Annotated in this window: 25 protein-coding genes; 10 read left to right on the plus strand and 15 right to left on the minus strand. The window is 62.8% G+C overall.

From position 1 onward, the window contains the following. Position 1 precedes the first annotated feature (1 nt). Both DCO57_RS15450 and DCO57_RS15455 read right to left on the minus strand, forming a co-directional pair. Entirely contained in the window at positions 2–763 is a 762-nt protein-coding gene (locus DCO57_RS15450) for an HAD-IIB family hydrolase (RefSeq protein ID WP_116699808.1), read from the minus strand. Next, entirely contained in the window at positions 760–2298 is a 1539-nt protein-coding gene (locus DCO57_RS15455) for a glycosyl hydrolase (RefSeq protein ID WP_116699809.1), read from the minus strand. Before DCO57_RS15455 ends, DCO57_RS15450 begins: the two co-directional genes overlap by 4 nt. Before the next feature lie 148 nt (positions 2299–2446). Here DCO57_RS15455 and DCO57_RS15460 point away from each other — a divergent pair, with 148 nt between their 5' ends. Continuing rightward, complete coding sequence (locus DCO57_RS15460) at positions 2447–3196, plus strand: DUF1194 domain-containing protein (RefSeq protein WP_116699842.1); 750 nt, start codon at positions 2447–2449, stop codon at positions 3194–3196. Between the two features lie 24 nt (positions 3197–3220). On the opposite strand, the gene DCO57_RS15465 is transcribed toward DCO57_RS15460, so the two are convergent. Together DCO57_RS15465 and DCO57_RS15470 are read right to left on the minus strand one after the other, a co-directional pair. After that, positions 3221–3922: a YafY family protein gene (locus DCO57_RS15465; RefSeq protein WP_116699810.1), complete on the minus strand. Its 702-nt coding sequence runs from the start codon at positions 3920–3922 to the stop codon at positions 3221–3223. 12 nt (positions 3923–3934) lie between these two features. Next, positions 3935–4306, minus strand: coding sequence for a VOC family protein (locus tag DCO57_RS15470; protein ID WP_116699811.1), 372 nt, complete (start codon positions 4304–4306; stop codon positions 3935–3937). Positions 4307–4620: 314 nt separating this feature from the next. Here DCO57_RS15470 and DCO57_RS15475 point away from each other — a divergent pair, with 314 nt between their 5' ends. After that, a complete protein-coding gene (locus tag DCO57_RS15475) occupies positions 4621–4875 on the plus strand; it encodes a DUF465 domain-containing protein (RefSeq protein ID WP_116699812.1) in 255 nt (84 codons plus the stop codon). Positions 4876–5277: 402 nt separating this feature from the next. On the opposite strand, the gene DCO57_RS15480 is transcribed toward DCO57_RS15475, so the two are convergent. Then, entirely contained in the window at positions 5278–5703 is a 426-nt protein-coding gene (locus DCO57_RS15480; RefSeq protein WP_116699813.1) for a secondary thiamine-phosphate synthase enzyme YjbQ, read from the minus strand. A gap of 387 nt (positions 5704–6090) precedes the next feature. Between DCO57_RS15480 and DCO57_RS15485 the strand changes: the two genes are divergently transcribed. Continuing rightward, positions 6091–7671 (plus strand): FMN-binding glutamate synthase family protein, encoded by a 1581-nt coding sequence (locus tag DCO57_RS15485; protein WP_116699814.1) that lies wholly within the window; start codon positions 6091–6093, stop codon positions 7669–7671. A gap of 28 nt (positions 7672–7699) precedes the next feature. On the opposite strand, the gene DCO57_RS15490 is transcribed toward DCO57_RS15485, so the two are convergent. From DCO57_RS15490 to DCO57_RS15500, 3 genes are all read right to left on the minus strand, one after another. Continuing rightward, a complete protein-coding gene (locus DCO57_RS15490) occupies positions 7700–8545 on the minus strand; it encodes a helix-turn-helix transcriptional regulator (protein ID WP_116699843.1) in 846 nt (281 codons plus the stop codon). Positions 8546–8627: 82 nt separating this feature from the next. Further along, positions 8628–10511 carry an ABC transporter ATP-binding protein gene (locus DCO57_RS15495; protein ID WP_116699815.1) on the minus strand — a complete coding sequence of 628 codons (1884 nt, stop codon included), beginning with the start codon at positions 10509–10511 and terminating at the stop codon, positions 8628–8630. Between the two features lie 39 nt (positions 10512–10550). Next, the gene (locus tag DCO57_RS15500) at positions 10551–11177 is read right to left on the minus strand and encodes a metalloregulator ArsR/SmtB family transcription factor (protein ID WP_116699816.1); all 627 of its coding nucleotides are present in this window, start codon (positions 11175–11177) and stop codon (positions 10551–10553) included. Positions 11178–11536: 359 nt separating this feature from the next. Here DCO57_RS15500 and DCO57_RS15505 point away from each other — a divergent pair, with 359 nt between their 5' ends. Together DCO57_RS15505 and DCO57_RS15510 are read left to right on the plus strand one after the other, a co-directional pair. Next, positions 11537–13534 carry an EAL domain-containing protein gene (locus DCO57_RS15505; RefSeq protein ID WP_208977973.1) on the plus strand — a complete coding sequence of 666 codons (1998 nt, stop codon included), beginning with the start codon at positions 11537–11539 and terminating at the stop codon, positions 13532–13534. A 47-nt stretch (positions 13535–13581) separates the two neighbouring features. Continuing rightward, the gene (locus DCO57_RS15510; RefSeq protein ID WP_116699817.1) at positions 13582–13899 is read left to right on the plus strand and encodes a DUF2293 domain-containing protein; all 318 of its coding nucleotides are present in this window, start codon (positions 13582–13584) and stop codon (positions 13897–13899) included. A gap of 15 nt (positions 13900–13914) precedes the next feature. Here the strand turns inward: DCO57_RS15510 and DCO57_RS15515 are convergent, their stop codons facing one another. From DCO57_RS15515 to ettA, 3 genes are all read right to left on the minus strand, one after another. Next, complete coding sequence (locus DCO57_RS15515) at positions 13915–14538, minus strand: MOSC domain-containing protein (protein WP_116699818.1); 624 nt, start codon at positions 14536–14538, stop codon at positions 13915–13917. A 146-nt stretch (positions 14539–14684) separates the two neighbouring features. Beyond that, positions 14685–16769, minus strand: a complete 2085-nt coding sequence (locus DCO57_RS15520; RefSeq protein ID WP_116699819.1) for an FUSC family protein — start codon at positions 16767–16769, stop codon at positions 14685–14687. Positions 16770–16949: 180 nt separating this feature from the next. Then, positions 16950–18599, minus strand: a complete 1650-nt coding sequence (gene ettA / locus DCO57_RS15525; RefSeq protein ID WP_116699820.1) for an energy-dependent translational throttle protein EttA — start codon at positions 18597–18599, stop codon at positions 16950–16952. 434 nt (positions 18600–19033) lie between these two features. Here ettA and DCO57_RS15530 point away from each other — a divergent pair, with 434 nt between their 5' ends. Continuing rightward, positions 19034–19987: a 2-hydroxyacid dehydrogenase gene (locus DCO57_RS15530; protein WP_116699821.1), complete on the plus strand. Its 954-nt coding sequence runs from the start codon at positions 19034–19036 to the stop codon at positions 19985–19987. Positions 19988–20026: 39 nt separating this feature from the next. Here DCO57_RS15530 and DCO57_RS15535 read toward each other — a convergent pair whose 3' ends face one another. Both DCO57_RS15535 and bla read right to left on the minus strand, forming a co-directional pair. Then, on the minus strand, positions 20027–20380 hold the full coding sequence (locus DCO57_RS15535) for a hypothetical protein (protein ID WP_116699822.1): 354 nt from the start codon (positions 20378–20380) through the stop codon (positions 20027–20029). Between the two features lie 68 nt (positions 20381–20448). Next, positions 20449–21348 carry a class A beta-lactamase gene (gene bla / locus DCO57_RS15540; RefSeq protein ID WP_116699823.1) on the minus strand — a complete coding sequence of 300 codons (900 nt, stop codon included), beginning with the start codon at positions 21346–21348 and terminating at the stop codon, positions 20449–20451. A 159-nt stretch (positions 21349–21507) separates the two neighbouring features. Between bla and DCO57_RS15545 the strand changes: the two genes are divergently transcribed. Next, positions 21508–22389 (plus strand): LysR family transcriptional regulator, encoded by an 882-nt coding sequence (locus tag DCO57_RS15545; protein WP_116699824.1) that lies wholly within the window; start codon positions 21508–21510, stop codon positions 22387–22389. Between the two features lie 40 nt (positions 22390–22429). On the opposite strand, the gene mnmD is transcribed toward DCO57_RS15545, so the two are convergent. Then, on the minus strand, positions 22430–23161 hold the full coding sequence (gene mnmD / locus DCO57_RS15550) for a tRNA (5-methylaminomethyl-2-thiouridine)(34)-methyltransferase MnmD (protein ID WP_116699825.1): 732 nt from the start codon (positions 23159–23161) through the stop codon (positions 22430–22432). 131 nt (positions 23162–23292) lie between these two features. Here mnmD and DCO57_RS15555 point away from each other — a divergent pair, with 131 nt between their 5' ends. After that, a complete protein-coding gene (locus DCO57_RS15555) occupies positions 23293–24453 on the plus strand; it encodes an FAD-dependent oxidoreductase (RefSeq protein WP_116699826.1) in 1161 nt (386 codons plus the stop codon). Positions 24454–24523: 70 nt separating this feature from the next. On the opposite strand, the gene DCO57_RS23555 is transcribed toward DCO57_RS15555, so the two are convergent. Continuing rightward, complete coding sequence (locus DCO57_RS23555; RefSeq protein ID WP_165814750.1) at positions 24524–24700, minus strand: hypothetical protein; 177 nt, start codon at positions 24698–24700, stop codon at positions 24524–24526. Between the two features lie 247 nt (positions 24701–24947). Between DCO57_RS23555 and DCO57_RS15560 the strand changes: the two genes are divergently transcribed. Together DCO57_RS15560 and DCO57_RS15565 are read left to right on the plus strand one after the other, a co-directional pair. After that, positions 24948–25424: a YbaK/EbsC family protein gene (locus DCO57_RS15560; RefSeq protein ID WP_116699845.1), complete on the plus strand. Its 477-nt coding sequence runs from the start codon at positions 24948–24950 to the stop codon at positions 25422–25424. Between the two features lie 275 nt (positions 25425–25699). Continuing rightward, positions 25700–26761 (plus strand): Fic family protein, encoded by a 1062-nt coding sequence (locus DCO57_RS15565; RefSeq protein WP_116699827.1) that lies wholly within the window; start codon positions 25700–25702, stop codon positions 26759–26761. Positions 26762–26768: the final 7 nt, after the last annotated feature.

The following is a 26768-nucleotide window of genomic DNA, read 5'->3' on the forward strand; positions in this document are numbered from 1 at the left end:
TTCAGGCTGCCGCTTGGCGCAGCAATCCAAGTTTTATCAGTCCTTCCAGAACCCCGGCGGCATGGGGAGCGGCCGCACGATAGGTCTTGTCCCTCGGCATGGTGTCCAGAAGCTCCCGGCGCGCATTGCCGACGGCGATGGCCTTGCCGGCGGCCTCGAAGAGGGCCAGGTCGTTTCCCGAATCCCCGGCCGCCACGGTGTTTTCCATGGCAATGCCCAGGTGGCCGGCCAGGTGACGCATGGCGGCGTCCTTTCCGGCTCCGGGCGCGAGTATGTCGAGATCGCTCGCCCCTGAATAGATATATCTGAGCGGGATGCCTTCGCGGGCCAGCCGCTCCAGTATCCGTTGCACGTCCCCCTCGCCCGGCACCGCGAAACTGGCCTTTCCCTGTGTCTGGAAAATGTCCGCATGCGGCGCATAGCCCAACTCCGTCACCAGCGCGCGGACATCCCTGTCCGGCCAGTCCGCAAACTGCTTCTGCCAGCTCTCCAACCAGTAACGCCCCAGACGGATTTCGGTTCCCAGACCGGTGATGATCGCATCGGGCGCGAAATCCGCCGGAAATTCCTCCGCCAGGGTCCGGTCGACGCTGACCGCCGGACGGCTGGAGTTCAGGGCGAACTTCGCCCCGTCGGGGCGCTGCCTGAGCGCCTGCCAGAGACGGTCGAGATCCGCACGGTTCCCGGTCAGCGTGTCGTCGATGTCGCTGACCAGCAGCCAGGCATCCGGACTGTCAGGGTCGGGGGCCGCGTCCGCGCTCACAATCCCTCCACCTCCTCTTCGGGGGAGACATAGGTGGTGGTATAGACCTGCGCGGCGGTATCCTCGCTCACAGGACGGCGCAGGGTGCCGATTTCGACGTTCTTCAGGCAGACGGCGGCGCTTTCGGTGTAAAATCCGATGCCGCCCTCGGCGAAACTGTCGTCGACCAGGCTGAGAACCACCTGGCTGTCGATGGAGACCTCGATGTACATGCCATGGGCGATGACTTCGATCTGCCACGGTCCCTGACCGCCGCCGCGAAAATGCGCGTCCTGCAGCGGTGCGAAGCGGAAGGCGTGTTCGAATTCCGGTGTCGGATTGGCCCCCCATGCACGCATCTGCGCCATGCCATTGACCAGATCGAGCGACAGATAATAGCCGTCGCCGTCCTCATTGGTGCGCAGAACCAGCCCGGTCTTGCCGGAACCTTCCAGCATCAACTGTGTCCGGAGACGGAAATCCTCGTATTTTCCGGGCAAGAGAAAGGCTTCATAGCCGCTCTTGCAGGACAGATGCAGGCCGTCCGCCCGGTCGATCGCCGAGGCGTGGGGATTTCCGTAGAGAAATTTGCACTGATAGGAGGCCGTGACGCTTTCGCTGTGGGTCACCAGGGAGTCGAATCCCGAATAGGACTTGACCTTCAGCCGGCCGGCCTCGTCCCTCACCAGCCGCTTGGGCGGCGGCAGCAGCTTCTTGACGGATTCGCGGCCGTGGACGTTTTCCGTCTTGGAAAAGAAGTTGAAGAGAAGCAGGTCGCCGTCGGCGCGGCAGATCCGGCCGGCATAGTTGCCCGAGGGCAGGAGCACGTTGTCGAAGAAGTTCTCGTATGGCCCCAGCAGGGAATTCGCATACCAGTAGTGGATCTTGGTGTCCTCGCGGATCGACCCGAGGAGATAGTAGCGGTCGTCGAGCCTGAAGAGATTGGGCACCTCGACATCGTCGTAAAGGCCCGGCCGGTGCAGGGGCGCCTCGAAGCTGAAGCTGTCGGGCGCGGTCTCGCGCGCCAGCCCGACGCAGCCCCGGCGGATAATCGGTCCATCCTTCACCCGGGCCGAACTCAGCAGCAGCCGCTCGCCGGTTTCCTCGTCGCAATAGAAGAACGGATCGCGGAAACTCACCCAGCGGCGGCCCTCGTCGACGGAGCTTTCATAATGGGGCGACGGAATCTCGAGGGGATAGACACCGCCGTCACAGCGCTCCCACAGATACAGATCCTTCGACCGGGCAAGGCCGACCCGCTGGACCCGGCCATATTCGGAGCGCGCAAGGCCGGTGTAGAACATGCGCCATTCGCCCGGGCGGTCGGGATCGGCCGTCACATGCATGGTCCACAGCATGTCGTCGTCCCATTCGCCGGGCTCGCCGACAAACAGCGCGTTCTTGACGCGGCGCCAGGTCATGCCGTCGGAACTGACCGCATGGGCGATGAAGTCGTGATTTGGCAGAACCAGATGAAAGAGATGAAAAAGGCCGTCATGATAGACAACATCGACGTCGCCGATGTCAGACCTCAGAAATCCGTGGGATGCATACATGCTCCAACCCTGCCCAGTTGTATCGGTCCATTCAAGTCCTGTGGCCCATAAATTTGCATTGCAGCATTTAACGTCGCCTTTATGGCACGCCATCTTTGCATCCGGGGCGCCAAGCCGCTAACCTGTCACCGCAGCTCAGGATATGACCATGCCTTGCCGCTCTCGACTGCCGGACCTGCCCCGGCGCACGCCGTTTCCCTTCGCGGGCAGACGGTTCGGCGCGGCGCTGGTCTTCGGCCTGTGCGGCCTGCCGGCGCTTCTCACGGCGGCTCCCGCAGTGTCCTGTTCCCTCTCCCTGGTGCTGGCGATGGACGGATCGGCAAGTGTCGATGCCCGCGAACATGATCTACAGCTCAACGGCATGGCCGATGCCCTTGAAGACCCGGAGGTGATCGGGGCGATCGAGGCCGTCGGCGGCATCTGGGTGACGAGCTTCGAGTGGAGCGGCCGATACAAGCAGTTGCTCCAGCTCGACTGGCAGCATCTGGCGGACGCGCAAAGTGCGGAACGGGCGTCGGCGACCCTGCGCGGAGCCGCCAGGGGCTTCACGGAATTTCCCACGGCACTCGGATATGCGCTCGGATATGCGTCCGTGCGCATGAGGAAAGCACCGGAACCGTGTGCCCGGAAGGTGATCGATGTTGCCGGCGATGGCATCAACAACGAAGGTTTCGGCCCGCAGAGCGCCTATCGCGCCTTCGATTTCACGGATATCACCGTCAACGGCCTCGTGGTCGCCGGCGAGGACACCGCGGCGATCGACTACTACCGCGACAGCGTCATCAAGGGCCCGGGCGCGTTCATCGAGGTGGCGGACAGTTACGACGACTATGCCCGCGCGATGAAACGCAAGCTGCTGCGCGAGATCTTCGGCAGCGGCTATGCGGCCCTGCGCTGAGCGGCGGCCGCCGGCCGGGCCGCTTCAGCCGCGCTGCGGGCCGTGGCCCGCCTCTTCCATCAGACGGTAGAAATCCTTCAGCGTCTTGCCCGGCTCGCTGGAGAACCTGTCACCGGTCTCCCGGATTTCCCCGATCCGGTCAAGGCGGAACATGCGGAAGTCCTGCCGCAGCTCACACCAGGCCACCAGCGTCCAGACCTTGCCCCAGAACCACAGTCCCAACGGCCGGATCACCCGGCTGGAGGCGTCGCCCTTGCTGTCGCAATAGGCAATGGACAGACGCTTGCGGCCATCGGCCGCCGTTTCGAGGAAATCGATATAGGCCCGCACCTGCCCGGTCATTTCCGGCGCAACCGCGTGGATTTCCACGTCGCGGTGGCGCACGCGCATCCGTTCGGGCAGCACGGCGTCGATCTTGATCATCGCCTCCTCGGCGGCCCGCGCCATCGCGGCCCCGCCCCAGGCCCGGATCAGGCGCGCCCCGGCAAGCAGGGCGACGGTCTCGTCCCGGGTGAACATGAGCGGCGGCAGGTCGTAGCCGTCGCGCAGGATGTAGCCGACGCCGGCGGCCCCTTCGATGGGGACGCCGGAGGCCTGCAGGTCGACGATGTCGCGATAGATGGTCCGCTCGGACACCTCCAGCCATTCGGCCAGCTGACGGGCGCGGACGAGCCGGCCGCCCCGCAGATACTGCACGATCTGGAAGAGCCGGTCGGCGCGCCTCATGTCAGCCCATCCTCATGCTGCGAACAGGCCGATGGAATTGCCGTCGGGATCGATGCCATAGGCGAAGCGGCCCGCCGGAATGGCGACCGGATCGGAGATGACCTCGCCGCCCGCCCGGACAAAGCGTTCCATGGTGTCTTCAAGCGTGTCCGGACAGGCAAGATGGATGGTCGCCCCGCTTCCGCGTGCGGGCGGCTTGCCGGGATAAAGATGCCCGGCCCGGCCCCCGTCCCTGACCGGAAACATGGCAATTTCGTTCGGTCCCATATCCACGATACGCGTAAGCTCCGTTTGAAAGACGTCATTATAGAACGCGACCGCCTTGTCCAGATCCGAAACGGGTATCTCCGTCCAGACGGTGAAGTGATCGGGAATGAAAGTCATGCGGAATCTCCTTTGGCGCTGTGACAGGATCACCCTAGCAAGGCCCTCCTGACAGCCTTCTGTCAGGAGGCTGACAGCTGCGCGCGCCATCACGCCGCGGACCGACTGCACCGGAAACCGGCAGATCCCGAATTCACGGCGGACGGCAAATGCGCTCCACGGCGGGAGGCCTGCCGGTCCCGTCTGCGGTCCCCCGGGCACCCGGTATCCCCAGGCCTTTGAAAAATCAGCGGTACGATTGCCATGCGATTGATCTGTCTCAAGGAGGTTTGCCGCGGCAAACGGCACTTTGAAGACCTCAAAAGGAGGAAAGAATGAGCCACGTTCCCCACGAACTGCACGAAGAGTTTCCAGAGGCTGCCGAGATGATGCACGCCCTGAAGTCCAGTGACGCCCATTTTGCGCGTCTGGCGGAGGAATATCACACCGTGAACCGGCAGGTGCATCGCATCGAGACGGATCTTGAGCCGGCGACAGACGAGACCCTGGAGGACCTGAAAAAGACGCGTCTTTCCCTCAAAGACCAGATCGCCGCCTTCCTGGCGGCCGCGGCTAACACCGCGTCCTGAGCCCCTCCTTTTCAGGCCGGTGTTAGAGCCCGCGCTGCCCCCGTCCGGCGGCGCGGGCTCCCCCTGTCCCGAGAGACACGGTTTCCCGTTCCCCCTGGCCTCAAGGGCCGGCGGGGCATCGGGAGGAAGAGGATAGCCGTAAAAAGAAGGCGCCGCAGCTTGCATGAAGCCGGGCGCCAGTCTGGGGAGGAACGACCCTCATCGTTCACGGAAACATGTGGGTTCCGTAAGGTATAGTTGCAAGGCAAGACTGTGTGAGACTTGCGTGAAGACCGGCCCGGGCGGCACGGAAAAAGCGTGACAGTCATCACAGTTTTTCAAAATTTCCCTTTATTCTCAAAGGCGGTTGCCCGTCGCACTTCCTGAAAAACCGGCACTCCGCGCCGCCTGCGGACACGCATCTCAGCGATCCGCGAGAAAATGCGCCGCCACCTGTCGCTGATGCGGGTGCGTGCGGTGCTCGAACAGATAGATCCCCTGCCAGGTACCCAGCGCCATCCGACCGCCCGAAACAGGAATGGACAGGGACACCGGCATGAGCGCCGCCTTGATATGGGCAGGCATGTCGTCGGGCCCTTCGAACGTGTGCACCAGATAGCTCATGGAGGGATGATCCGCGGGAGGCACCAGGCGTTCGAAGAAGGCCTTCAGGTCCACCTGCACATCCGGATCGGCATTTTCCTGAACCAGCAGCGAACAGGAGGTGTGGCGGACAAACAGGGTCAGAAGACCGTCGCCTGCGTCCTCTTCGCCGAGCCAGCCCGCCACCTGACGGGTGAACTCGTAAAGGCCCTGTCCCCGGGTCCGGATCGAGAATGTGGTCTGCATGCGCACCTTCTTCAGGAAATGCAGCTGCCGCGCTCCTCGGCGGCGGATGCGTTTATGGCAACAGGCCGGACCGGCATAAGTGATCGGACCTCACGTTGCAAATCCCGCCAGAATATCCGCACCGCCTGTCCGGGCACGCGCAGCGGCTGACCGGATGTTTCCAGCGGTGCCAGGCCCGGCCGGCAAGACGGGACCGGCCTGCGAGTGACGCAACGGTGTCTTTTCAACGGCTCAGAGCTCCATTGCCGCTTTCCGGCCTTTTCTTTTTTTGCCCGGCCTGACAAAACTGTCAGCACAAGCTTTTCAAGGAGTCACCGACCCGTGTTTCCCCCTCGTTATACTGTATTTGTTCTGTGTATCCTTTTCGCCATCGTCAGCATCATTTTGATGTTTGCCGTTTCCGTCCACTTCCTCTGGCCGGCCCTGGCTTTCACGGCCCTGTCGGTCGTGGGTGTCTTCGACCTGCGCCAGACCCGGCACGCGGTCCTGCGGAACTATCCCGTGGCCGGGCACTTCCGGTACCTGTTCGAATCCATCCGCCCGGAACTGCGGCAATATTTCTTCGAAAGCAACCAGGACGGCAAACCCTTCTCGCGCGAGCGCCGCTCCATGGTCTACGACCGGGCCAAGAACATCGAGGATGTGCTTCCCTTCGGAACGGAACAGGACGTCTACGACGGTTCCTACTCCTGGGTGAACCATTCCATCTGCCCGAAACCGGTCAGCCACGAAGACCTTCGGGTCACCATCGGCGGTCCGGAATGCAAGCAGCCCTATTCGGCTTCGCTGTTCAATATTTCCGCCATGAGCTTCGGCGCGCTGTCGGGCAATGCCATTCTGGCGCTCAACAAGGGCGCCAAGGCGGGCAATTTCTTTCATGACACCGGTGAAGGCAGCGTGTCGCGCTATCACCGGGAAGGCGGCGGAGATCTCGTCTGGGAACTGGGAAGCGGCTATTTCGGCTGCCGGTCCGAGGATGGAACCTTCGATCCGGAAAAATTCCGCAGCCACGCGACCGATCCGCAGATCAAGATGATCGAAATCAAGCTCAGCCAGGGCGCCAAGCCGGGGCATGGCGGCGTGCTCCCCGGCCCCAAGGTCACGCGGGAGATCGCCGAGGCCCGGGGCATAGCCATCGGCCAGGACTGCATCTCGCCGGCGCATCACTCGGCCTTTTCCACGCCCATCGAGCTCCTGGAATTCATCCGGCAGCTCAGGGAGCTGTCCGAAGGCAAGCCGGTCGGTTTCAAGCTGTGCATCGGCCACCGCTGGGAATTCATGGCGATCGTGAAAGCCATGCTCAAGACCGGGATCAAGCCGGACTTCATCGTGGTCGACGGTTCGGAAGGCGGGACCGGCGCGGCGCCGATCGAATTTGCCAACCGGCTCGGGACACCCCTGCGCCAGGGACTGTCCTTCGTCCACAACTGCCTGGTCGGCACCGGCCTGCGCGATGACATCAAGATCGGCGCCAGCGGCAAGCTGTTCAGCGCCTTCGATATTGCCGGAACCATCTGTCTGGGCGCGGACTGGGTCAATTCGGCCCGCGGCTTCATGTTTGCCGTCGGCTGCATTCAGTCCCAGAGCTGCCACACCAACCGTTGCCCGACCGGGGTCGCCACCCAGGACCTGAAGCGTCAGCAGGCCCTGGTGGTTCCCGACAAGGCGGACAGGGTGAGCAATTTTCACCGCAACACGCTCAATGCGCTGATCGAATTCACCGCCGCCGCCGGCCTCGACCATCCGCGCGACTTCAAGCCGGAGCATTTCTATCTGCGTGAAGGCCTGCGCGAAATCATGCCCGCAAGTGTCGCCGTCACCTGGCTGCAAAAAGGCGCGCTGCTCGACGACGCGCACAATATTCCCGGCTATTCGACCTATTGGGACATGGCGGTGGCGGAAAATTTCGAACCGGCACGCTCCGTCGCCTCGGCCAAGGCCATGCATGCTCACCACGGCCATCGGTAGACACGGACGGTCCGAACAGCCCTTCGTGTCAGATCCCTTCGGCCAGGCGAACCGCGAATTCACCGGCTTCGTGCGAGCGGACCACCGCATGGCGGACGAGGTCGTCGAAATGTCCGGAGAACAGCTGCACGTGGCGGGTGTTGGAAAATGCCAGATAGCGCTGGCCCAGGTACAGCGCCGCCCATTTCTGGCCGAAGACGGTAAAAGGCGCCGAATACCGGTCGTTTGACCCGAACAGATGCAGGCGCAGCGAAGGGTAGAGGTCGTTCAGCGTCCGGCCCATCACCTCCAGCTGTTCGCGGCGGGCGGCGGCCGGCAGGCCGGCCCACATGCCCTCGCCTTCCGCAAAGCCTTCCAGGGTTTCCCTGGGCAAGGCGATCTCCATGTCGGATTCGGCACGGCTCAGAAGCGCCCGCTGGTCCCGTGTCCCGACTATCGCCTGATCGGCGGTGCGCAGCGTTTCGCCGGCATATTCGAAGGCAAGAACGGCTTCGGTCTTGAGCACATCCGGCAGATTGGCCGGAACGTGGCGGATCTTCGCCCCCACCGCATCCCGGTACCAGGCTAGCAGATGCTCGTCGACCGGATGGCGGTCGGTTTCGGCCACCTGAACCGCCTGATCGAGAATTTCCGCCGCGGCGCCCCGGTGCGTGGAGAGCCCCAGCAGCCAGTCCGACGACACGCTGAGCGCTGTCGCGATTGCCGCCAGAGCCTGGCCATTGGGCAGGCGCGGCGCGTCCTCGGACAGCAGTTGCGAGACCGTCGACCTGTCCAGCCCCGCCCCACGGGCCAGGTCGGAGCGGTTCATCTCCCGGCTGCGCAAGGCATCGGACAGGCGTTCGCGGAAGAGTTCGGCACGGTCTCTTTTATCCATGCCGGGAGTATTGTCCTCAGGATTTCGGAAAATCAACAGGCCGGCACATTTTCCCCTTCGTGCCGCGCAACGCGCAAGCGGATCACTCGGCCGCGCCAAGCGCCAGAAAACCGCCGGACTGGCGCTCCCAGAGCCGCGCATAAAGTCCGCCCCTGGCGAGAAGCTCGCAATGGCTGCCTTCCTCGATGATCCGGCCACCTTCCATGACCACCAGCCGGTCCAGGGCAGCGATGGTCGACAGCCTGTGGGCAACCGCCAGGGTGGTCCTGCCCTCCATCATCCGCGAAAGATTCTCCTGAATGACGAGTTCGGCCTCGCTGTCCAGGGCGGACGTGGCCTCGTCCAGGATGAGAATGGGCGCATCCTTCAGCAGAACCCTGGCGATGGCGATGCGCTGACGCTGGCCGCCGGAGAGCTTCACCCCCCTGTCGCCGACATGGGCATCCAGCCCCGTGCGGCCCTTGCTGTCCTTCTGCGCCTCGATGAAATCGAGCGCATCGGCGGCCTTGGCAATGCGGCGGATCTCCTCGTCATCCGCGTCCGGCCTGCCGTAGCGGATATTGTCGCGTATGGACCGGTTGAGCATCGAGATGTCCTGGGTAACCACCCCGATCCGGCCGCGCAACGAGGCCTGGGTAACGTCGCGGATATCCTGGCCGTCAATCGTTATGCGCCCGCCGGACACGTCACGCAGACGCATGAGCAGCGAAATCACGGTCGATTTTCCCGCGCCGGACAGGCCTACGAGACCGACCTTCTCCCCCGGCCGGATCGTCAGATCGAAGTTCCGCAGAACCGGTGCGCTGTCCTTGCGATAGGCGAAGCTCACATTCTCGAAGCGGACCCCGCCTTCCGGCACGGCGAGTTCGACAGCATCCGGTCTGTCGGTGATTGCGGGCCGGCTGGTCATGATCGGCATGGCGTCGCGGATGGTTCCAAGGGTGCTGGTGATCGACTGACCGACGCCGATAAAACTCGACGAGGCATGGGACAGCGACCGCGTGACCGTGAGGCCGGCGACGAAATCCCCGATGGTGACCCAGCCGCCGGTCATGCCCCAGAAGCCGATCGCGAGGACGGCCAGGACCATCAGAACATTGAGCGCATGGACGCTGCTGTCAGTCAGGATATACGACCGGTTTTCGCTGTGTCGGGTATCGATGGTCTCGCCGATGACCTTGCGAATGGCACCGGCCTCGGAATCCTCGGCCGCAAACAGCTTGACCATGGCGATGTTGGAATAGACATCCGTCATCGCGCCCGTCGCCCGGGAATTGGCGGCCGCCACCCTGGCCGCCCGCTGCATGTAGGTGGGAATGGCCATCCAGGCGACCAGGATGTTGGCGGCAATCCAGAAAAACACCGGCACTGCAAGCGGCCAGGCCAGCGCCAGCAGCAGCACAAAGGATCCCCCGAACTGGATGACCAGAAAGGGAACGGTCTCGATCGCCAGCATCATCTGGCGATGAACCGACATGGTCATCTGGGCGATCCGGGAGGCCACCTGCCCCGCGAAAGTGTCCTCGAAGAACGCAAGGTCCTGCGCCTCGACCGCCTTGTGGGCCTGCCAGCGCATCGCGGCAGGCAGAAGGATCCGCACGGTCTGGAAGGCGAATGTCTGCCGCAGCAGGAAGAGAAGCGGGTCGATGAGAGCAAAAAGCACGAAAATGCCGACCAGGAACCAGACATGGGTGTCGAGGAATTCCCCGGCTCCCTTCGCGGTGACACCGTCGACGATATAGGCGATGGCCCAGATCCCCGCCAGGCCGAGCCCGGAGGAGAACATGGCCAGCAGCGACACGATGACAAGCTGTGTCCGGAACATCCTGGCGAAATGCCAGACCAGATGCAGCGGACTCTTGTCCGGAAGCGGCTCCACCGGAAGATCGAGCGGTTTCAGATGCGCTTCGAAGGGCCTGAAATACCGGTCGACAAGCCGTGCCAGAAACGGCCTTGCGAATGACACCCGTCTAACTCCTCACCGGACTTGTCCTGCTGGCCCGGGTCATGCTCGTGGCTCGATCGTGTAGACACAACGGCGATCGCCGGAAAGCTGGTGTTCCGTGCGCGTCACGGCCACATCCGCTCCCAGAACATCCCTGAACAGGTTCAGTTCGGACCGGCAGAAGCCCTTGCAGGCGGTTGCCGCGACACAGATCGAGCAGTGGTTTTCAATCAGGAGATAGCCGTTCTCCGCTTCGGCCACCTCGGCCATGTAACCTTCCAGATTGCGCAACCCGGCCAGAAGTTCGACCTTCTCGGACAATCTGGAAGCCCCCCGCATGGCAGCGCCATAGGAGCGGCGGCTCTGGGCCTCCCTGTGGGCAATGAGCTTTTCAACACCATCCTCGCCGAACAGCTCGGTCAGACCGTTGAGCAGTGCCAGGCTCAGGTTCGAATGGTTGTCCGGAAACTGCTGATGGCCGGTGCCGGTCAGGTCCCAGATCCGCTTCGGCCGGCCGACGGAGCCCCTGACGTCCTCGAAGGCGACCAGGTTCTCCTGCCGGAGCCCGTCCAGATGCTGCCGGACAGCGACGGAGGTCACCTTCAAACCGTCCGCGAGTTCCGCAGCGGTCTGGGGCCCGGCGCTTTTCAGTGCGTTGAGCAGCCTGGTTCGGGTACGATCAGCCATGCGGATCTATATATCCCGATTATCCCATAAAAAAATAGATAGCTTATCTTATTGCGCCTCTCGGCGGCGCCTGTTGGCGGGGCCCTGTCGTCCCCAGTCTCTGAAGCGGGGGCTTTGAAACTGTTCTTGCCGGCTAGGCCTGCCGGCAATCTGCGTGCGTCCCCCGCGGCACCAGCCAAAAGATAAGAATGAGTCCGTTCCTTTGCGTCACCGAACTAATCGGCAAGTTCTTTTTCGCTCAGGGACCTGACTATCCGCTTTCAGGACATCTCCAAAACATTCGAAAATCATTTGTAACAAGCTACCTAACCAATAATTCACCCTCTATCCTGTACGAATAGACCATGCTGAAGAGATTGATGGACAGAATCAGGGCATTCACAAGATGGATGATGATCGATCCCCGCCACCCGGAGATCGCTCAGGCCCAGTATCGCGAACTGAAAACCCAGATCCCGTCGCTCTATGCGCTTCTGATGGTCAACGCCGTCGCGGTTTCCTACACCCACTTTGACAGTGCGCCCTTCTACCTGACGGTCGGCATCCTCACGCCCATCCTGCTTTTCACCTCCATCCGTCTCATCGTTTGGGCGAGTTCGCGTACAAAGGATCTCGGGCCGGACGAGGCGATCAAAAAGATGCGGCACACCGTCATCATGGGCAGTCTCGTGGCGGTGATCTATATCGCCTGGTCGCTCAGTCTCGACGGGTATGGCGGCGACGCCGAGCGCGGTCACATCGCGCTGTTCATCGCGATCACCGTGATCGGCTGCATCTTCTGCCTGATGAACCTGCCCCAGGCCGCACTGATGGTCATGTTCATCGTGACCCTGCCCTATCTCACCTATTACATCACGCTAGGCGAGGCTGTTTACACCGCCATCGCCCTGAATATCTTCCTGGTCTGCATTGTCGTCCTGCAGGTTCTGCTGCGCAGCTACAGGAGCTTCTGCAAACTTATCCAGTCACAGGCGGAGCTGGCGACCAAACAGCTCGAGACGGCACGGCTGAACGCGGAAAACGAACGCCTGGCGCAGACAGACGTCCTCACCAACCTGCCGAACCGCCGCTATTTCTTCAACCGGCTGGAACGCATGATCACGAAGGTCGAGAAGAGTGGAAAGCCGTTTGCCGTCGGGTTGATCGATCTGGACCATTTCAAGCCGATCAACGACACCTACGGTCACCAGACCGGCGACCAGCTGCTGTCGGAGGTGGGCAACCGTCTCAAGGCAATGGATCTGCCGGCCATCGAGGTCTCCCGGCTCGGCGGGGACGAATTCGGATTTCTCTATGTGGGCGACCTGAAGGACGCGGCACAGATCGGGCAGAAGATCTGCGCGCGGGTCAGCGAACCCTACAAGCTCGGCGACTTGCACCTGTCCGTGGGTGCGTCCTGCGGTATCGCCTTCTATCCGGAGGCGGGAAAAACCGCCCATGTGCTCTTCGACCGCTCCGACTACGCGCTATACAATTCCAAGACCACGACACGCGGCCGGACGACCGTCTACTCGAGCGACCACGAGGCACGCATCCGCTCCGAACGGGCCATTGAATCGGCGTTGCAGAGCGCCGATCTGGCGACGGAGTTCCAGATCCATCTTCAACCGATCATCTCCCTGCCGGATCAGAGCGTTGTCGGCTTCGAAGCCCTCGCGCGCTGGCGAAGCCCCACCCTCGACCAGGTGTCACCGGAGAAATTCATTCCGATCGCGGAACGCTCCGGAATGATTCATCGCCTCACGCTCTCGCTGTTCGACAAGGCCGTCCGGCAGATCAAGTCGCTTCCCGGTGAGCTGGGCCTGTCGTTCAATCTGTCCGCTCATGACGTCACCTCCGCCGAAACGGTGGATGCCCTGCTCGACGTCATCCGCCAGCACGCGTTCGACCCGTGCCTGATTACCTTCGAGATTACCGAGACAGCCGTTATTCGCAGCTACGAAGTGGCGGAAGTCTGCCTGCAGACCCTGCGCGAGGCAGGCGTCAAACTGGCGCTGGACGATTTCGGAACCGGCTACTCAAGCCTTGGCTATCTTCACCGGCTGCCGATCGATTGCGTGAAGATCGACCGCAGTTTCGTGTCGGGACTGGACGATCCGGTCGCCAAGGGCGTGGTGAAGTCCATCGTCAATCTCTGCCAGTCCATGCAAATGCGCTGCGTGGTGGAAGGCGTCGAGACTCTCGACCAGCTTGAAGTGCTTCAATCCCTGCAGTGCCGTCTGGTCCAGGGCTTTCATTTCAGCCCGGGCCTGCCCTTCGACGAAGTCCATGACAGTGCCCACAAGACCGGTACCGTCGCAGGCCTCCCCCTTGCGGGGCATCCGGGGAACACCAAGCTTCAGGTTTCCAGCGCCTGAGCAAACCGTTATTCCCCGAACAAGCGGATCGATCGGCAGGAGGATGCATGGCAGCGGGGACCAGAAGGCAGAAAGAGATGCGCAAGGCTCTGCGCGCCCTTCTGCCCCGCGTGCCGATGAGCGACGCGGAAGCCATCCTCGCGCTCGCCCTGGCCGGCCACCTGCGTCACCTGCCGCCCTCGATCGCCCTGTGGCAGGCGACCACGAGCCATGTCCGCCATGAACACACGGACTATGACACGCTTCTGGACGAGGGATACGACCGGGACGCGGCCCGCTTTTTCGTCGCCGGCGAGATGAACGACCGCCTGCGCGACTGGGGCTGCAACAGGGAAGTCCGGAGCGAAGACGGCCCGGAGGCATAGGCAAAGGCCGCCGCGCTATCCCCTGGGGCTGGTATAGATCCATTGCTGGGGAATATGGGCGCTCACCGCCTGCCCGGCGGAGATGACACCCGGCTTTTCGATGATTCCGACCAGTCCGCGCAAGCCTGCGGCCTGTTGCGCAAACAGGAGATCCAGTCCCTCCCGTCCGGGATAACGGGCCGCGACACTGGCGCCGGAAAAGCGGCAGGGCGTATTTTCGCCATCCACGCGGACGACGGCACCGCCTTCGAAGACCAGCCGTGTACGCGGCGGCACACGGGTGAAATTCGCAATGCCCGAAACCAGAATATTGCCGCCGATCCACTCGGGGCGAATGTCTTCCAGCTCCATGCGGGCGGCGATCCGGGCAAGGTCCTCAACGGAAAGAAGCGACACCTGTCTCTCGTTACACATCTGGGTTCCGCGCGGATACCAGGGCTCCCGGCCGCCCGACTTGCGGGTGAACCCTGCATGCCTGTCTCCGGGAATGCCTTCAAAGGTCACTTCCAGAGCGTCCACCGCAGCGGTCTGAAAGTCATCGGGTGCGGGCGTGCGGAAAACGCCCTCGACCGCCCCCGTCACCTTGAATTTCGGCATCACCTTTATGTCGTCGGGCCAAAGCGCAAGCTGTTCCGTCATGCAGATCTCCTGTCCGTTTCCCTCTGCATTCTAGGCCGGGGCCCAGGCAGGAACCAGCAAATCTCCTTGATGCATCCATCGGTTCCGTTGATCGGCCGGACCAGTGCTGAACCGGAGAAAGCGGTGCGCAAGTGCGCCGTATTTGCTCAACGCATGGTGTTGACGACAGCGCTGTTCCACATGCCGTCCTGGCGCAGTCCATCCAGACATTGCACGACCTTGCGGGCGTAATAGAGCATCGCGACCCAGTCGAACATGACCGGCGACCCGGCCGTCGCCGTCTCGGGCATGGCGGCCATCCAGTCCTCGACCAGTTTCGGATCGCTCTGCTTTTCTCGCCCCTGGAGCACGGCCTCGAATTCGGCCAGAATGCGATTGTCCATCCTGGCGACAATCGTGGCGATTGCCGGATCCGGGGGGCCCTCCCCGGCCTCTGCGAGAACGCTCGCACGTGCCTCGCGGTAAAGCGCGATATAGTCGGCCATCACCATGACCATCTCGTCGAGGCCGTTGGACGACTTCGAGAAGGACGACCAGGGCGCCTGCTCCATCCGGTAGGAGTCGGCTGTTGAAACCAGTCCGGATGCCATTTCGTTCAAGCGGGCATAGGCTGCCCGTTCCTCGTTGCCGGTCCAGTCCCTTGCGGTCAGGAATTGCGCACAGGCGGAAAGATAGGCGGTGGTGAGAGTGTGGACGCTTCCTCCCGTTCTCCTGGGAAACAGCAGCCAGGCGACACCGAGACCGATGCCCGCCCCGATCGCCGTGTCGTAAAGGCGGGCCCAGAAATCCATGAGCGGCAGATTCGCAACGGTCTGCAGACCCACCACGACCATGAAACTGATAAATCCGGCCGCGATTGCATAGTTGCGGTCGACGAAGACGATGATGACCGGGATCGACAGCACCGCCAGCGTGAGCCGAATGTCCGGGAAGCCGGACAGCAGGGGATCGACGGCCAGCGCAATCAGCACCCCGACGGCTGTCCCGATGGTCCGCTGCATGGACTTGCGGATGGTCGCGCCAAGGCTGTTGGTCAGAACGATGATGACCGTGAGCGTAACCCAATAGGCGTGGTTCAGACCGAAAATGGCTCCAAGACCGTAACCGAGCGTGGCTGCAACACCGGCCTGCAGGGCCAGGCGCCAGGAAAGTTTTCTCCAGTCTCCGGCTGCAGCCTCTTTCCCTGCTCCTTCAGGACCGGCGCCAAGCGGTGCGCGCTTCGATGAAAGCAGCGAAAGCCGCCTGAAAGCCTGGGCGATTCGGATGACCTGAAACTGGTCATCCCGCGAAAGCCCCGCGATTTCCCGCGTCCAGTCCTCATCGAGGGCGGCCGGTGCGGAGTCCTTGCCATGGGCGATATCATCACGGAGCTGCTGTACGGATTTGCGAAAACCGCGATTGCGCACAAGCCAGGTACGGCCTTGCGGAGAAAGCTGCCGGCCGGCATCCCGCGCAACCTCCAGGGCAAGCTGCATCATCATGGCAGCTTCCGGCGGCAGTCCTGTTGCAGAGCTTTCGTGGCCGATCAGTCCGGCGGAAAGCTGCAGTTCCGTCCTGAGGCCGGCGAGCTCCGCTCCCGACATGCCCTCCGATGAGGCCACATCTCCCTCGAGGGTCATACGTTCCAGCTGCCCGGCGACAGCCTGTCGGAATGTTCTTTCCACCCTCCGGCAAGTCCTTTCAGGGGAAGGTCGCCACAGAACAATGCGAATGCAGAAGGCCACTGCAGTCCCCACGACCGCCATGACCGGAAGCCACAGGCCGGGAGAATGAGACTGGCTGAAAACGAATACAAACAGCCAGGACATCGCAGTTGCGCGGCCGGCCCGTTGCCAGAACCCTCCCCATCCGTCCAGCGCGAAACCGAAGGCAATTGCCCCGATCCAGAGGATCTGCAGCACAAGGGGCGCCGACTTTCCGGACAGGGTACCGGCCAGTGCGCCTGCTGCGCATACGCAGGTGATGATCAGGCCCAGCCCGAGAATGCCCGCCGCTTCCTGCCGGCGCGTCGAGACAGGCGTGAACATGATGCAGAATGCGCCCGATGCAGCGGCCAGCACGGCCAGTGTGAACCCCGGCACGGATGTTTCGAAATGTCCGAGCTGTTCCCCCAGAGTTGCCGCGACAATGACGGTCAGCATCAGGTCCACGCCGCGCACAAGGCGGATGGCGCCCGGATCGTAGCGCGACAGATTCGCGATTTTTCGCCAGGCTTGCTGCAACATCGGCATGTCGGTCTCGCACCCTCACTCATTCCGGCGGAAAACGGCCGGCGCGATTCGAAGGATGAAGGTCTCCTTGCGGATCAGGCAACCCGTTCTTCGGAAGGGAAGTCTTCACAGGCATGTGCGTGAAAAGGAAAAGGCGGCCCGCACGGCCGCCTTTCCCGAATTCGCCAGCGGCATCCCCGATTAGCGGGTCAGCGGCTTGTACTTGATCCGGCGCGGGTCGGCGGCATGGGCACCCAGGCGGCGGACCTTGTCCTTTTCGTAGTCCTCGAAGTTGCCTTCAAACCATTCCACGTGGCTGTCGCCTTCGAAGGCGAGCATGTGGGTGGCAAGGCGGTCGAGGAACATGCGGTCATGCGAGATGACCACGGCACAGCCGGCATAGTTTTCCAGCGCGTCCTCGAGGGCCGCCAGGGTCTCGGTATCGAGATCGTTGGTCGGCTCATCGAGCAGCAGCACATTGGCGCCCTGCTTCAGGACCTTGGCCAGATGCACGCGGTTGCGCTGTCCGCCGGACAGATCGCCGACCTTGGCCTGCTGGGCCGGGCCCTTGAAGTTGAAGGACGAGCAATAGGCGCGAGAGTTGATTTCCTTGCCGTCGAGATAGATCACCTCGGCGCCGCCGGAGATTTCCTCCCAGACATTGTTGGCCGGATTGAGCGCATCGCGCGACTGGTCGACATAGCCCAGATGGACGCTGTCGCCGACGATGATCTCGCCGCTGTCCGGCTTTTCGTGACCGGTGAGCATCTTGAAGAGGGTGGACTTGCCGGCGCCGTTCGGACCGATGACACCGACGATGCCGCCGCGCGGCAGCTTGAAGGACAGATTGTCGATCAGCAGGCGGTCTTCGAAGCCTTTCGAGACATTCTTGACCTCGATGACATTGGCGCCGAGGCGCTCGCCCACCGGGATCAGGATCTGATCGATGGTCGGCATGCGCTCTTCCTGAGCGGTCAGCAGGTCTTCGAAGGCCCGGATACGGGCTTTCGACTTGGTCTGCCGGCCCTTGGGGCTCATGCCCATCCATTCGCGTTCACGGGCAATTGCACGGGAGCGCGCCATGTCTTCACGGCCTTCCTGCTCCATGCGCTTGGTCTTCTTCTCCAGATAGGCGGAGTAGTTGCCCTCGTAGGGAATGCCCGATCCGCGGTCGAGTTCCAGGATCCAGCCGGTGACATTGTCGAGGAAGTAGCGATCGTGGGTGATGATCAGGACGGATCCCTTGAACTCGCGCAGATGCCGCTCCAGCCAGTGAACGGTTTCCGCGTCCAGGTGGTTGGTCGGCTCATCAAGCAGCAGCAGGTCCGGCTCCGACAGGAGAAGCTGGCAGAGGGCGACACGGCGGCGCTCCCCTCCGGACAGGTTGTCGACGGCGGCATCGCCCGGCGGGCAGCGCAGGGCCTCCATGGCCATTTCCACCTGGCTTTCCAGGTTCCACAGGTCCTGGGCGTCGATCTCGTCCTGAAGCTGGGCGCCCTCGTCCGCGGTTTCGTCCGAGTAGTTCATCATCAGCTCGTTGTAGCGGTCGAGCTTGGCCTGCTTGTGGGCAACGCCTTCCATGACGTTTTCCATCACGGTCTTGGTCTCGTCCAGCTTCGGCTCCTGCGGAAGATAGCCGACCTTGGCGCCTTCGGCGGCCCAGGCCTCGCCGGTATATTCCTTGTCGAGACCGGCCATGATCTTCAGAAGCGTCGACTTGCCGGCCCCGTTCGGCCCGAGGATGCCGATCTTGGCGTCCGGGTAGAAGGACAGGTTGACGTTGTCGAGGACCTTCTTGTTGTTATAGGCCTTGGAGAGGCCATGCATGTGATAGATGAACTGGCGCGCCATGGGGCTCCGCTTCTCCACTTTGAAACAAGCTGTCGGGATCGATTGGATTTCTGCCCGGTCTTTTAGGGGAAATGGGCGTCCGGGGCAATGGGGGGAAGAGGGATAAGGAAACCCACGCCTTCAGTTGCCGGAGCATTGCGGACCAGCGCAGTCGAAACCACACGCCGATCCGGGACCACGGGCTTCGTTGCGAGCGCTGCGAAGACTTGCCAGAAAGCCGCGCCCTGATCCTGAAATATGGTCAAGCTGCAGATCGGAGATCGCGTTACCTCCCGTGTCCGGAACGACCGGGCCGCGGCCGACCGGCTTTCCGATCGCGATCCAGCCTTGAGACAACCGTACCCTGGCAGAGCAATTGGGTCTTTTTTCCCGGCGCGGTTGACCGTAAGCTTCAGGCGTATTTTCCTCAAAATCCTCTTCCCACCGGATCCGCCATGACACCCGTCGAAATCCTGATGCCCCGCCCCTTGCCGCCGCTCGTTCAGGAGAAGCTGGACGCGGAGTTTGTCGTTCACAAGCTGTTTCAGGCCGATGATCCGGAGGCCTTGCTGACGGAGGTCGGCGCGAGGATCCGCGGCGTGGCGGTCATGGGCGGCAAGATCGACGCCGCGTTTCTGGAAAAGCTGCCGAATGCGGAAATCGTTGCCAGTTTCGGGGTCGGATACGATCACATCAACACCGGCGACTGTCTCGCCGCCAGGGTCATGGTCACCCATACGCCGGACGTGCTGACAAGCGAAGTGGCCGATACGGCAATCGGCCTGCTGCTGATGACCGTGCGCGAGCTGGGCCAGGCGGAAAAATGGCTGCGCGACGGAAAATGGGTCAGCGAAGGCCCCTACCCGCTGACCCAGGCGACGCTCGAGAGCCGCAAGCTGGGCATTTTCGGTCTCGGGCGCATCGGCAAGGCCATTGCCCGGCGCGCGGAGGCCTTCGATCTCGAGGTTCACTATCACGGCCGCAGCCGGCAGGAGGGCGTGGACTATCCCTATCACCCCACCCTGAAGGAGCTGGCGGCCGCCTGCGACACGCTGATGGTGGTGGCGCCGGGCGGCGCGGCGACTCACCATGCGGTCAATGCCGAGGTTCTGGCCGCGCTGGGGCCGGAAGGCATCCTGATCAACATCGGCCGGGGCAGCGTCGTCGACGAGGCGGCGCTGATCGACGCGCTTGAAAAGGGCACCATCCACGGCGCCGGGCTGGACGTCTTCGAGGACGAACCCAATGTGCCGGAAAGGCTGCTGCAGCTTCCCAGGGTCACCCTGCTGCCCCATGTGGGCTCCGCCTCGCAGGCAACGCGCAACGCCATGGGGCAGCTGGTGGTTGACAATCTCAAAAGCTGGTTCGGGACCGGCAAGGCGGTGACGCCGGTGCCGGAGATGGGCTGACCCGCGCCGGACGTGGCAACCTTCGCCGACCGACGAGCTTCATCCGCCTTCTTTCACCGGACACCAGAAGGGTGTGAAGGTGCTGCCCATGTTCGCGCTGACCGTCATCATGAGCAGCATATCGGCAAAGGCGAAATCCGCCGAAGACGCCGGACAGGCCGGCATGACGGCAAGGCATCCGCCCTCGATGAAGGCCTCGTGGTCCGCGGCGAAGCGTGGCGTGAGGGCCTTCTTGTCGATGCTTTCAAACGCATGACGGACCATCTCGCGGTAATAACCGCAATTGCGCGCCCGCCGCGCGTCCCGCGTCTCCTGCGAAGCAGGGCGGGATATGCCGGCTCCGAGGATCAAGCCGCCCAGCGTCAGGATCCGGAACAGTTCATAACCAGACAAGCGACACTCCTTCGCTACTAGTACAGGCCGGTTCCGGGCAGGCAATGGGTCCTGCCCGGACAGCCTGTTCAATCGACCAGGCTGTCGGCAAGAGCCGCGCCGATTTCGGCGATTGCGGCGTTGCGCGCCTCGAAGGAAGCGGAGGTTCCGGTGATATAGACCGCGATCACCACCGGAGCGCGGCCCGTCGGCCAGATGACACCGATATCGTTGCGCGAGCCGTTGCCGCCCGCCCCCGTCTTGTCGGCAATCCGCCATTCCTGCGGAAGCCCGGCGCGCAGGGTGCTGTCGCCCACCTTGTTGCCTTCCATCCACCGAATGAGCTGCGCGCGCGCCCCGGTGCTCAAGGCATCGCCCAACAGGAGTTTTTCCAGGGTGGCCGCAGCCGCCACCGGCGTCGTCGTGTCCCGGTCATCTCCCGGATGGCCGGAATTCAGGCCCGGCTCGAGCCGGTCGAGACGGGTGTGCATGTCGCCAATCCGCCGCAGGAAGCCGTTAAGCCCGTCCGGGCCGCCGATCTGTTCAAACACGAGATTCGCGGCGGCATTGTCGCTGATGGTGACCGTCGCCTCGCAGAGCTCAAGAAGGGTCATGCCGCCCGATCCGACCTTCTTTTCGGTCACCGGGGAATAGGAAACCAGGTCCTCCCGGTGGATTTTCACCCGCGAGCCCGGATCCAGGTCACCCGCTTCGCCCTTGTCGAGAAGCGCTGCACAGAGAAACGCCTTGAAGGTGCTGTTGAGCGGAAAACGCTCGTCGCCGAGATGGCTCCAGCTTTTTCCGGTTTCCGTGTCGAGAACCGCGACACCCACCCGCGCCGGCAAGCGGCTGCCGATATGGTCGACGGCCGCCGCCAGCGGCGCCGGATCGAACGCGGCCGCAGCGGCGATGCCTCCGGGCAAGCCGGGAGCAAGTGCGGCAAAGGCAAGCGCAAGGGTCAACGCGCCACGGCGTTTCCTGTTCATCATCACATTCTCCGATTATCTGTTCCGTCCGCCTTGCCGCCCGCAATCCGCCCCCGGGACGTCCGGCTCAAGGTTTTCCGACCATGCCGCTGCCACAGTCATTACGCAAATGACGATTAATACCATCTGACATGAGAAAAACCTGGCCATCCGGAGACCGTCATGGACGTATCGCAATTGCCGCTGAACGCGCTGCGCGCCTTTGAGGCGTCCGCTCGCCTGAGCAGCTTCACCGCGGCCGGCCTTGAGCTGCGGGTCTCTCAAACCGCAATCAGCCATCAGGTGAAGGCCCTGGAAGACGTGCTGCAAGTCTCCCTGTTCGAGCGTCTGCCGCGCGGCGTTGCCCTGACCGACGAGGGGCATGCGCTGCTGCCGGTCCTCACCGATGCCTTCCGGCGAATGAGCGCGGCGCTCAGCCGGTTCGAGGACGGCAATTTCCGCGAGGTGCTGACGGTCGGCGCGGTCGGCACCTTCGCCACCGGCTGGCTGCTGCCGCGCCTGCCGGCGTTCACCCGGGCCCATCCGCATATCGACCTGCGCCTAAAGACCAACAACAACCGGGCGGACATGCTGGTCGACGGTCTGGACTGCTTCATCCGCTTCGGCGACGGCGCCTGGCATGCCACCAATGCGGAAAGGCTGATGGAGGCTCCGCTCGCTCCTCTTTGCGCACCCGAGATCGCGGCACGCCTGACTACCCCCGCCGACCTGTTGCGCGAGCCCCTGCTCAGATCCTACCGGATGGATGAATGGGCCATGTGGTTCCAGGCAGCGAAACTGCCGCCGCCGCGCACGCGCGGCTGGATGTTCGACAGTTCGCTCGCGATGGTCGAGGCCGCGGCCCAGGGCGCCGGCGTGGCGCTGGCTCCGGTCGCGATGTTCTCCCGCCACATCCGCTCCGGCCAGGTTCTGCAGCCCTTCAGCATCACCACCCGAACCGGCAGCTACTGGCTCACCTGGCTGAAGTCACGGGAGGAAACCGGCGCGATGCAGAAATTCCGCCAGTGGCTGACGGCGTCCGCGTCAGGGGCGGCAGAGAGCTGAAATCACCGGCGGCCGGCCGGCCCAATTGGGCAAGGTCCCGTCAATGATCTTCGGCGCCAGGCCTGTGCCCGACCACCATCTCGCGCTTGCCGGCAAAGCCGCCGGTCTTGGCAATCTGAAATCCAGCGGCCTGGAGATTGCGCCGGACCCAGCCGGCGGCAGTATAGGTCGCCAGTGTTCCGTTGGTGGCCGTGAGGGCGGCGGCGGCTTTCAGAAGACCGGCATCCCACAGCTCCGGGTTCTTCGCGGGACTGAAGCCGTCCAGATACCAGGCATCCACGGGCGCGATGACCGGCTCCCCCGCGCCCCCGCCATCCAGCCGGATGCTCCCGATCAGGGTCCGCGCATCGCCGATGCCGAGCAGCAGCTGCGCACCGTCGACGCTCAGCCGGTTCCAGCCCGGCTCCGGCTTCCAGACCGCGACGAGGTCCTGCGCAAGCCCCGTCACTTCCGGGAAGGCGGCAAGGGCGCGGCGAAGCTGGTCAGCCGTCATCGGGTAAAGCTCGAAGGACAGGAAGGTGAGTGCCGGCCCGGCGGGCACGGTTTGCAGAGCGGCAAGCGTGGTCAGGAAATTGAGACCGGTGCCGAAGCCGAATTCGGCAATCGTGAAGGCGTCGCGACCATGGAAGCGCTCGGGAAGGCCGTTGCCCTTGAGAAAAACGTGCCGGGTTTCCTCCAGCCCGCCGGCTCTGGAAAAATAGGTGTCGTCGAACCCCTGTGCCCTGGGCACATCGCCGTCGAGCCATTCCAGATCGGGCGCCTTGGTGGACATGGTTCCTGTTTCTGTTCGTTTTCGATAAAAGGGCAAACCGCCGGACTGCGCTGCGAAAGCCTTTGCCATGGCTGCGCTGCTCTCATAAGAGAGCCAGGCGGAACAATCAATCGACAAGGAGCCACCCGCATATGGCTGCACCCTCCACCGGACCTTACGACATCGCCGTAGCCGGGGCCGGTATTTTCGGCCTGTCCATAGCCCATGCGGCCATCAGGGCCGGGCTGAAGACGGTGGTGCTGGAAGCCGACCGGGTGGGGGCCGGGTCGAGCGGCGGGCTTCTGGGCGCGCTGATGCCGCATATGCCGGCACGCTGGAATCCGAAAAAGGAATTCCAGTTCCAGGCGCTTTCAGGTCTCGAGGGGCATGTCAGCCGGCTTGAAGCCGAGACCGGCCTGTCCTGCGGCTACCGCCGCTGCGGCCGCATCCTGCCGCTGACCACGGCGGACAGGCTTGCACATCATCGGGAGCGGGCGGAGGAAAGCAAGTTGCGCTGGCATCCCGACCGGAGCGGCTTCACCTATCAGGTGGAAGCACCCGGAAGCCGTTCGGACTGGCTGTATCCGGAGGCGGCCCCCTTCGGCATCGTCTATGAGACCCTGGCCGCCCGCATCTCCCCGCGCGCCTATCTTGCCGCCCTCGCCGCCCATGTACGCCGTCACGGCACCTTGATGGAGGGCGCCGAAGTGACCGGGTTCGATGAGACGACCCGCCAGGTGCAGCTTTCGGGCAGCGCCGCGCCGGTCGCGGCCGGATGCCTGGTCATCAGCGGCGGCTTCCGGGCCTTCGATCTGATCGAAAGCCTGACCGGCGAGAATGTCGGGCGGGGCGAAAAGGGCCAGGCCCTGCTTCTGGAAGGCGCGGGTCTTTCCGGCAGACCGGCGATCTACTGTGACGGGCTGTATGTGGTGCCCCATGACGACGGCACGGTCGCCGTCGGCAGCACATCAGACAGGGAGTTCACCGACAGCGCACCATCGCCCGAGCGCACGGACGAACTGCTGCGGCGCGCCACCGCCTTTTGCCCGGCCCTTGCCGGACGCGCGGTGCTGTCGCAATGGGCCGGCATCCGCCCGCGCTGCCACAAGCGCGACCCGCTCATCGGGCCGCTGCCGGGTTCCCATGCCATCCATGCGGCGACAGGCGGGTTCAAGATTTCTTTCGGGATTGCCCATCTGGTGGCCGACTGTCTGATCGCGGACATCACGGGCCGGGAAGCGGCGCACCGGCTTCCGGCCACCTTCCGGCCGGACAATCACTTCGGCACCAGCCGGCTCGACGCGGACGGATAGCCCCGGTCCGGGCGCCAAAGCTTCCAGTGATGACAGGCTGAGGAGCCGGGCTCAGACTATCGCGCAGCGCTCAAAGGGCGGCGGCAAGCGCATAAAGGGCGTAGATGCTCAACGAGATGGATCCCCAGAAGAGAAGGTTCTTCGCCACCATCAGGGGAACATGCACGGTCTCGTCCCGATGCGCCGTCTGCGTGGGCCGCATGTCCTCCCCCCGCTCGGCCGAGCAGGTTTCAGTTGCAGCTGTCATGGCCCTTGCCATTTCGACGATCCCTTAAATGACGGTGCGGCGATTCTTCGGAACGGATTCCGGATCCGCCTACCATAGCGTTTAAAAGACAAAGGGTTAAAACCCGCTTAAGATTACTATGAACGCAATCTTAAGCCACACCATCAAGAAATTGACAATATGCACATGTGATTCTGCCGTTTCGGGCTGCCGAAGCATGGCAGTTTTCCGAAATTCCCTATCGAAACAGCATGAAAGACAGATGAAAATGAGCCTGGAAAGCGTCCGAGAACATCTTGCCAGCGCAGCTCCCGAGCTGGAGGTCCTTGTCACGGCGGACAGCAGCGCCACCGTCGATCTGGCAGCAAGGGCTCATGGGGTCGCTCCGGGACAGATCGCCAAGACGCTCTCGTTCCAGGTCAAGGACCGGGTCTTTCTCGTGGTCGCCCGCGGTGATGCGCGCCTGGACAACAAGAAGGCCAAGGCCGCGTTCGGCGGCAAGGTGAAAATGCTGGGCCTGGAAGAGGTCGAAACACTGACCGGACATCCGGTCGGTGGCGTCTGCCCGTTCGGTCTCGCCCGGCCCCTGCCCGTCTATTGCGACATCTCTCTGAAGGATTTCAACGAGGTCATTCCGGCCGCCGGGGCCACCAACGCCGCTGTCCGGATTTCTCCTGTGCGGCTAGTGGAAATCACGGCCGGCGAGTGGGTGGATGTCTGCCAGCCGCCGCCAGAGATTTCCTGAACTTACCTGAATTCACCTGAATTTACCCGAAACCGCCGACCCGTGGGCCTGGAAACAGACCCTGTTCCGGTCGACTAACCTGCCGTGCTGCGTGTCTGAAATCCACCCTGACAGAGTGCATGACGCAAGCGGGTTTCATGGTCGTTTGCACTGTGCCGACGGTCACACGCACCCAGCCTTCGAGACAGCTAATTCCAAGCTAGGGAATACGCCTGCCAGACGCGTGTGCCCATGTTCGTCGATTTCAGACGTTTGCTCGAAAAGGCATTTACCGCATGATCAGAAAGATCACCGAAACCGAATTTCTCAATGCGCTTCTTGGAGATCGCCACTTCGCGGTTTACGCAAGGAATGTGGGCCCCTACGCGAATTATTTTGCGCGCGCGTTCTGGAAGGACAAGACCACTCTGCCGGCAACATTTGAGGACGCCCAGGCAAAAAAGGACAAGCTTCGGGAAATCGTGAAAGAGGCTTCCAAAAAGATGGTGCTGGAACAATCGAAGCTTGGAACCGTGCGCGGCCAGATGATGGGAATTTTCGGCAAGGCCCTGAACGGAACGCTCGGGAAAGAGCTCAGCCACCCCAGCAATCACATGGCTCCGGGTGCCTATCAGGCCAACGCCAATGATCACGATGCGATAAAGGCAGCCAAATGGATCATGTATGCGTCAGGTTCGCTCGAACACTTGAATTGTCCGGTCACCGAACACGACATTGTGGTGGCCATTCGGCATATCTCGACCGGAATTCCGTTGTTCTCAGCCGAAACAGTGAAATACATTCGGAAGAAGACCTATTTCGGTCCAAAGCAGTCCAACCTGAATTGGGGTTTGGCAAAATTGAAGAAACTCCGGCCCCGGCTTCCGCAGCGCCGGACAGATTACACCCATATCAACATGGATGAAATCGGGGACGTGCATGAGGCGAGGTACAGTACCTTTCCGGACAGCGCTGTCCGCTGGGCTGCAAAGGAACACCCCTATCCCGGAACCATTTCGGGGCGGTATTTTCTCTATAACAGCGTTTTCCCCAAGGCCGTGACCCTTGGTTGCCAATTTGCCGCGCGCGCCACAACCGACACCGATTTCCGGTGGCGTGGCGCAACGCCCCAGGACCTCGCGTGTTTCGCATTGGGGTCTTTTATCGCCACCCACCCTTTCAAGGACGGCAATGGCAGAACGGCCCGTGTCCTTTATGCCGGGGTCCTGCTTGCCCACCGGGAACCGTTTGTCGCTCCGACGGCTGGAATGGAACAACGTCTCCATGGCCTGACGACAGTGGAAATGGATACCCGCCTCCCACCCTCGCGGAACTTCGACTTCTTCAACACGATCTAGACCGCGT

The organism is Labrenzia sp. 011, assembly GCF_003075075.1.
Classification (GTDB): Bacteria; Pseudomonadota; Alphaproteobacteria; order Rhizobiales; family Stappiaceae; genus Roseibium.

What these genes read in the sequence shown, in the direction of transcription:
- DCO57_RS15455 (WP_116699809.1), bottom strand. Translation starts at nt 2,298, where the DNA reads ATGTATGCATCCCACGGATTTCTGAGGTCTGACATCGGCGACGTCGAT.
- DCO57_RS15460 (WP_116699842.1), top strand. Translation starts at nt 2,447, where the DNA reads ATGCCTTGCCGCTCTCGACTGCCGGACCTGCCCCGGCGCACGCCGTTT.
- DCO57_RS15465 (WP_116699810.1), bottom strand. Translation starts at nt 3,922, where the DNA reads ATGAGGCGCGCCGACCGGCTCTTCCAGATCGTGCAGTATCTGCGGGGC.
- DCO57_RS15470 (WP_116699811.1), bottom strand. Translation starts at nt 4,306, where the DNA reads ATGACTTTCATTCCCGATCACTTCACCGTCTGGACGGAGATACCCGTT.
- DCO57_RS15475 (WP_116699812.1), top strand. Translation starts at nt 4,621, where the DNA reads ATGAGCCACGTTCCCCACGAACTGCACGAAGAGTTTCCAGAGGCTGCC.
- DCO57_RS15480 (WP_116699813.1), bottom strand. Translation starts at nt 5,703, where the DNA reads ATGCAGACCACATTCTCGATCCGGACCCGGGGACAGGGCCTTTACGAG.
- DCO57_RS15485 (WP_116699814.1), top strand. Translation starts at nt 6,091, where the DNA reads ATGTTTGCCGTTTCCGTCCACTTCCTCTGGCCGGCCCTGGCTTTCACG.
- DCO57_RS15490 (WP_116699843.1), bottom strand. Translation starts at nt 8,545, where the DNA reads ATGGATAAAAGAGACCGTGCCGAACTCTTCCGCGAACGCCTGTCCGAT.
- DCO57_RS15500 (WP_116699816.1), bottom strand. Translation starts at nt 11,177, where the DNA reads ATGGCTGATCGTACCCGAACCAGGCTGCTCAACGCACTGAAAAGCGCC.
- DCO57_RS15505 (WP_208977973.1), top strand. Translation starts at nt 11,537, where the DNA reads ATGGACAGAATCAGGGCATTCACAAGATGGATGATGATCGATCCCCGC.
- DCO57_RS15510 (WP_116699817.1), top strand. Translation starts at nt 13,582, where the DNA reads ATGGCAGCGGGGACCAGAAGGCAGAAAGAGATGCGCAAGGCTCTGCGC.
- DCO57_RS15515 (WP_116699818.1), bottom strand. Translation starts at nt 14,538, where the DNA reads ATGACGGAACAGCTTGCGCTTTGGCCCGACGACATAAAGGTGATGCCG.
- DCO57_RS15520 (WP_116699819.1), bottom strand. Translation starts at nt 16,769, where the DNA reads ATGCCGATGTTGCAGCAAGCCTGGCGAAAAATCGCGAATCTGTCGCGC.
- ettA (WP_116699820.1), bottom strand. Translation starts at nt 18,599, where the DNA reads ATGGCGCGCCAGTTCATCTATCACATGCATGGCCTCTCCAAGGCCTAT.
- DCO57_RS15530 (WP_116699821.1), top strand. Translation starts at nt 19,034, where the DNA reads ATGACACCCGTCGAAATCCTGATGCCCCGCCCCTTGCCGCCGCTCGTT.
- bla (WP_116699823.1), bottom strand. Translation starts at nt 21,348, where the DNA reads ATGATGAACAGGAAACGCCGTGGCGCGTTGACCCTTGCGCTTGCCTTT.
- DCO57_RS15545 (WP_116699824.1), top strand. Translation starts at nt 21,508, where the DNA reads ATGGACGTATCGCAATTGCCGCTGAACGCGCTGCGCGCCTTTGAGGCG.
- mnmD (WP_116699825.1), bottom strand. Translation starts at nt 23,161, where the DNA reads ATGTCCACCAAGGCGCCCGATCTGGAATGGCTCGACGGCGATGTGCCC.
- DCO57_RS15555 (WP_116699826.1), top strand. Translation starts at nt 23,293, where the DNA reads ATGGCTGCACCCTCCACCGGACCTTACGACATCGCCGTAGCCGGGGCC.
- DCO57_RS23555 (WP_165814750.1), bottom strand. Translation starts at nt 24,700, where the DNA reads ATGACAGCTGCAACTGAAACCTGCTCGGCCGAGCGGGGGGAGGACATG.
- DCO57_RS15560 (WP_116699845.1), top strand. Translation starts at nt 24,948, where the DNA reads ATGAGCCTGGAAAGCGTCCGAGAACATCTTGCCAGCGCAGCTCCCGAG.
- DCO57_RS15565 (WP_116699827.1), top strand. Translation starts at nt 25,700, where the DNA reads ATGATCAGAAAGATCACCGAAACCGAATTTCTCAATGCGCTTCTTGGA.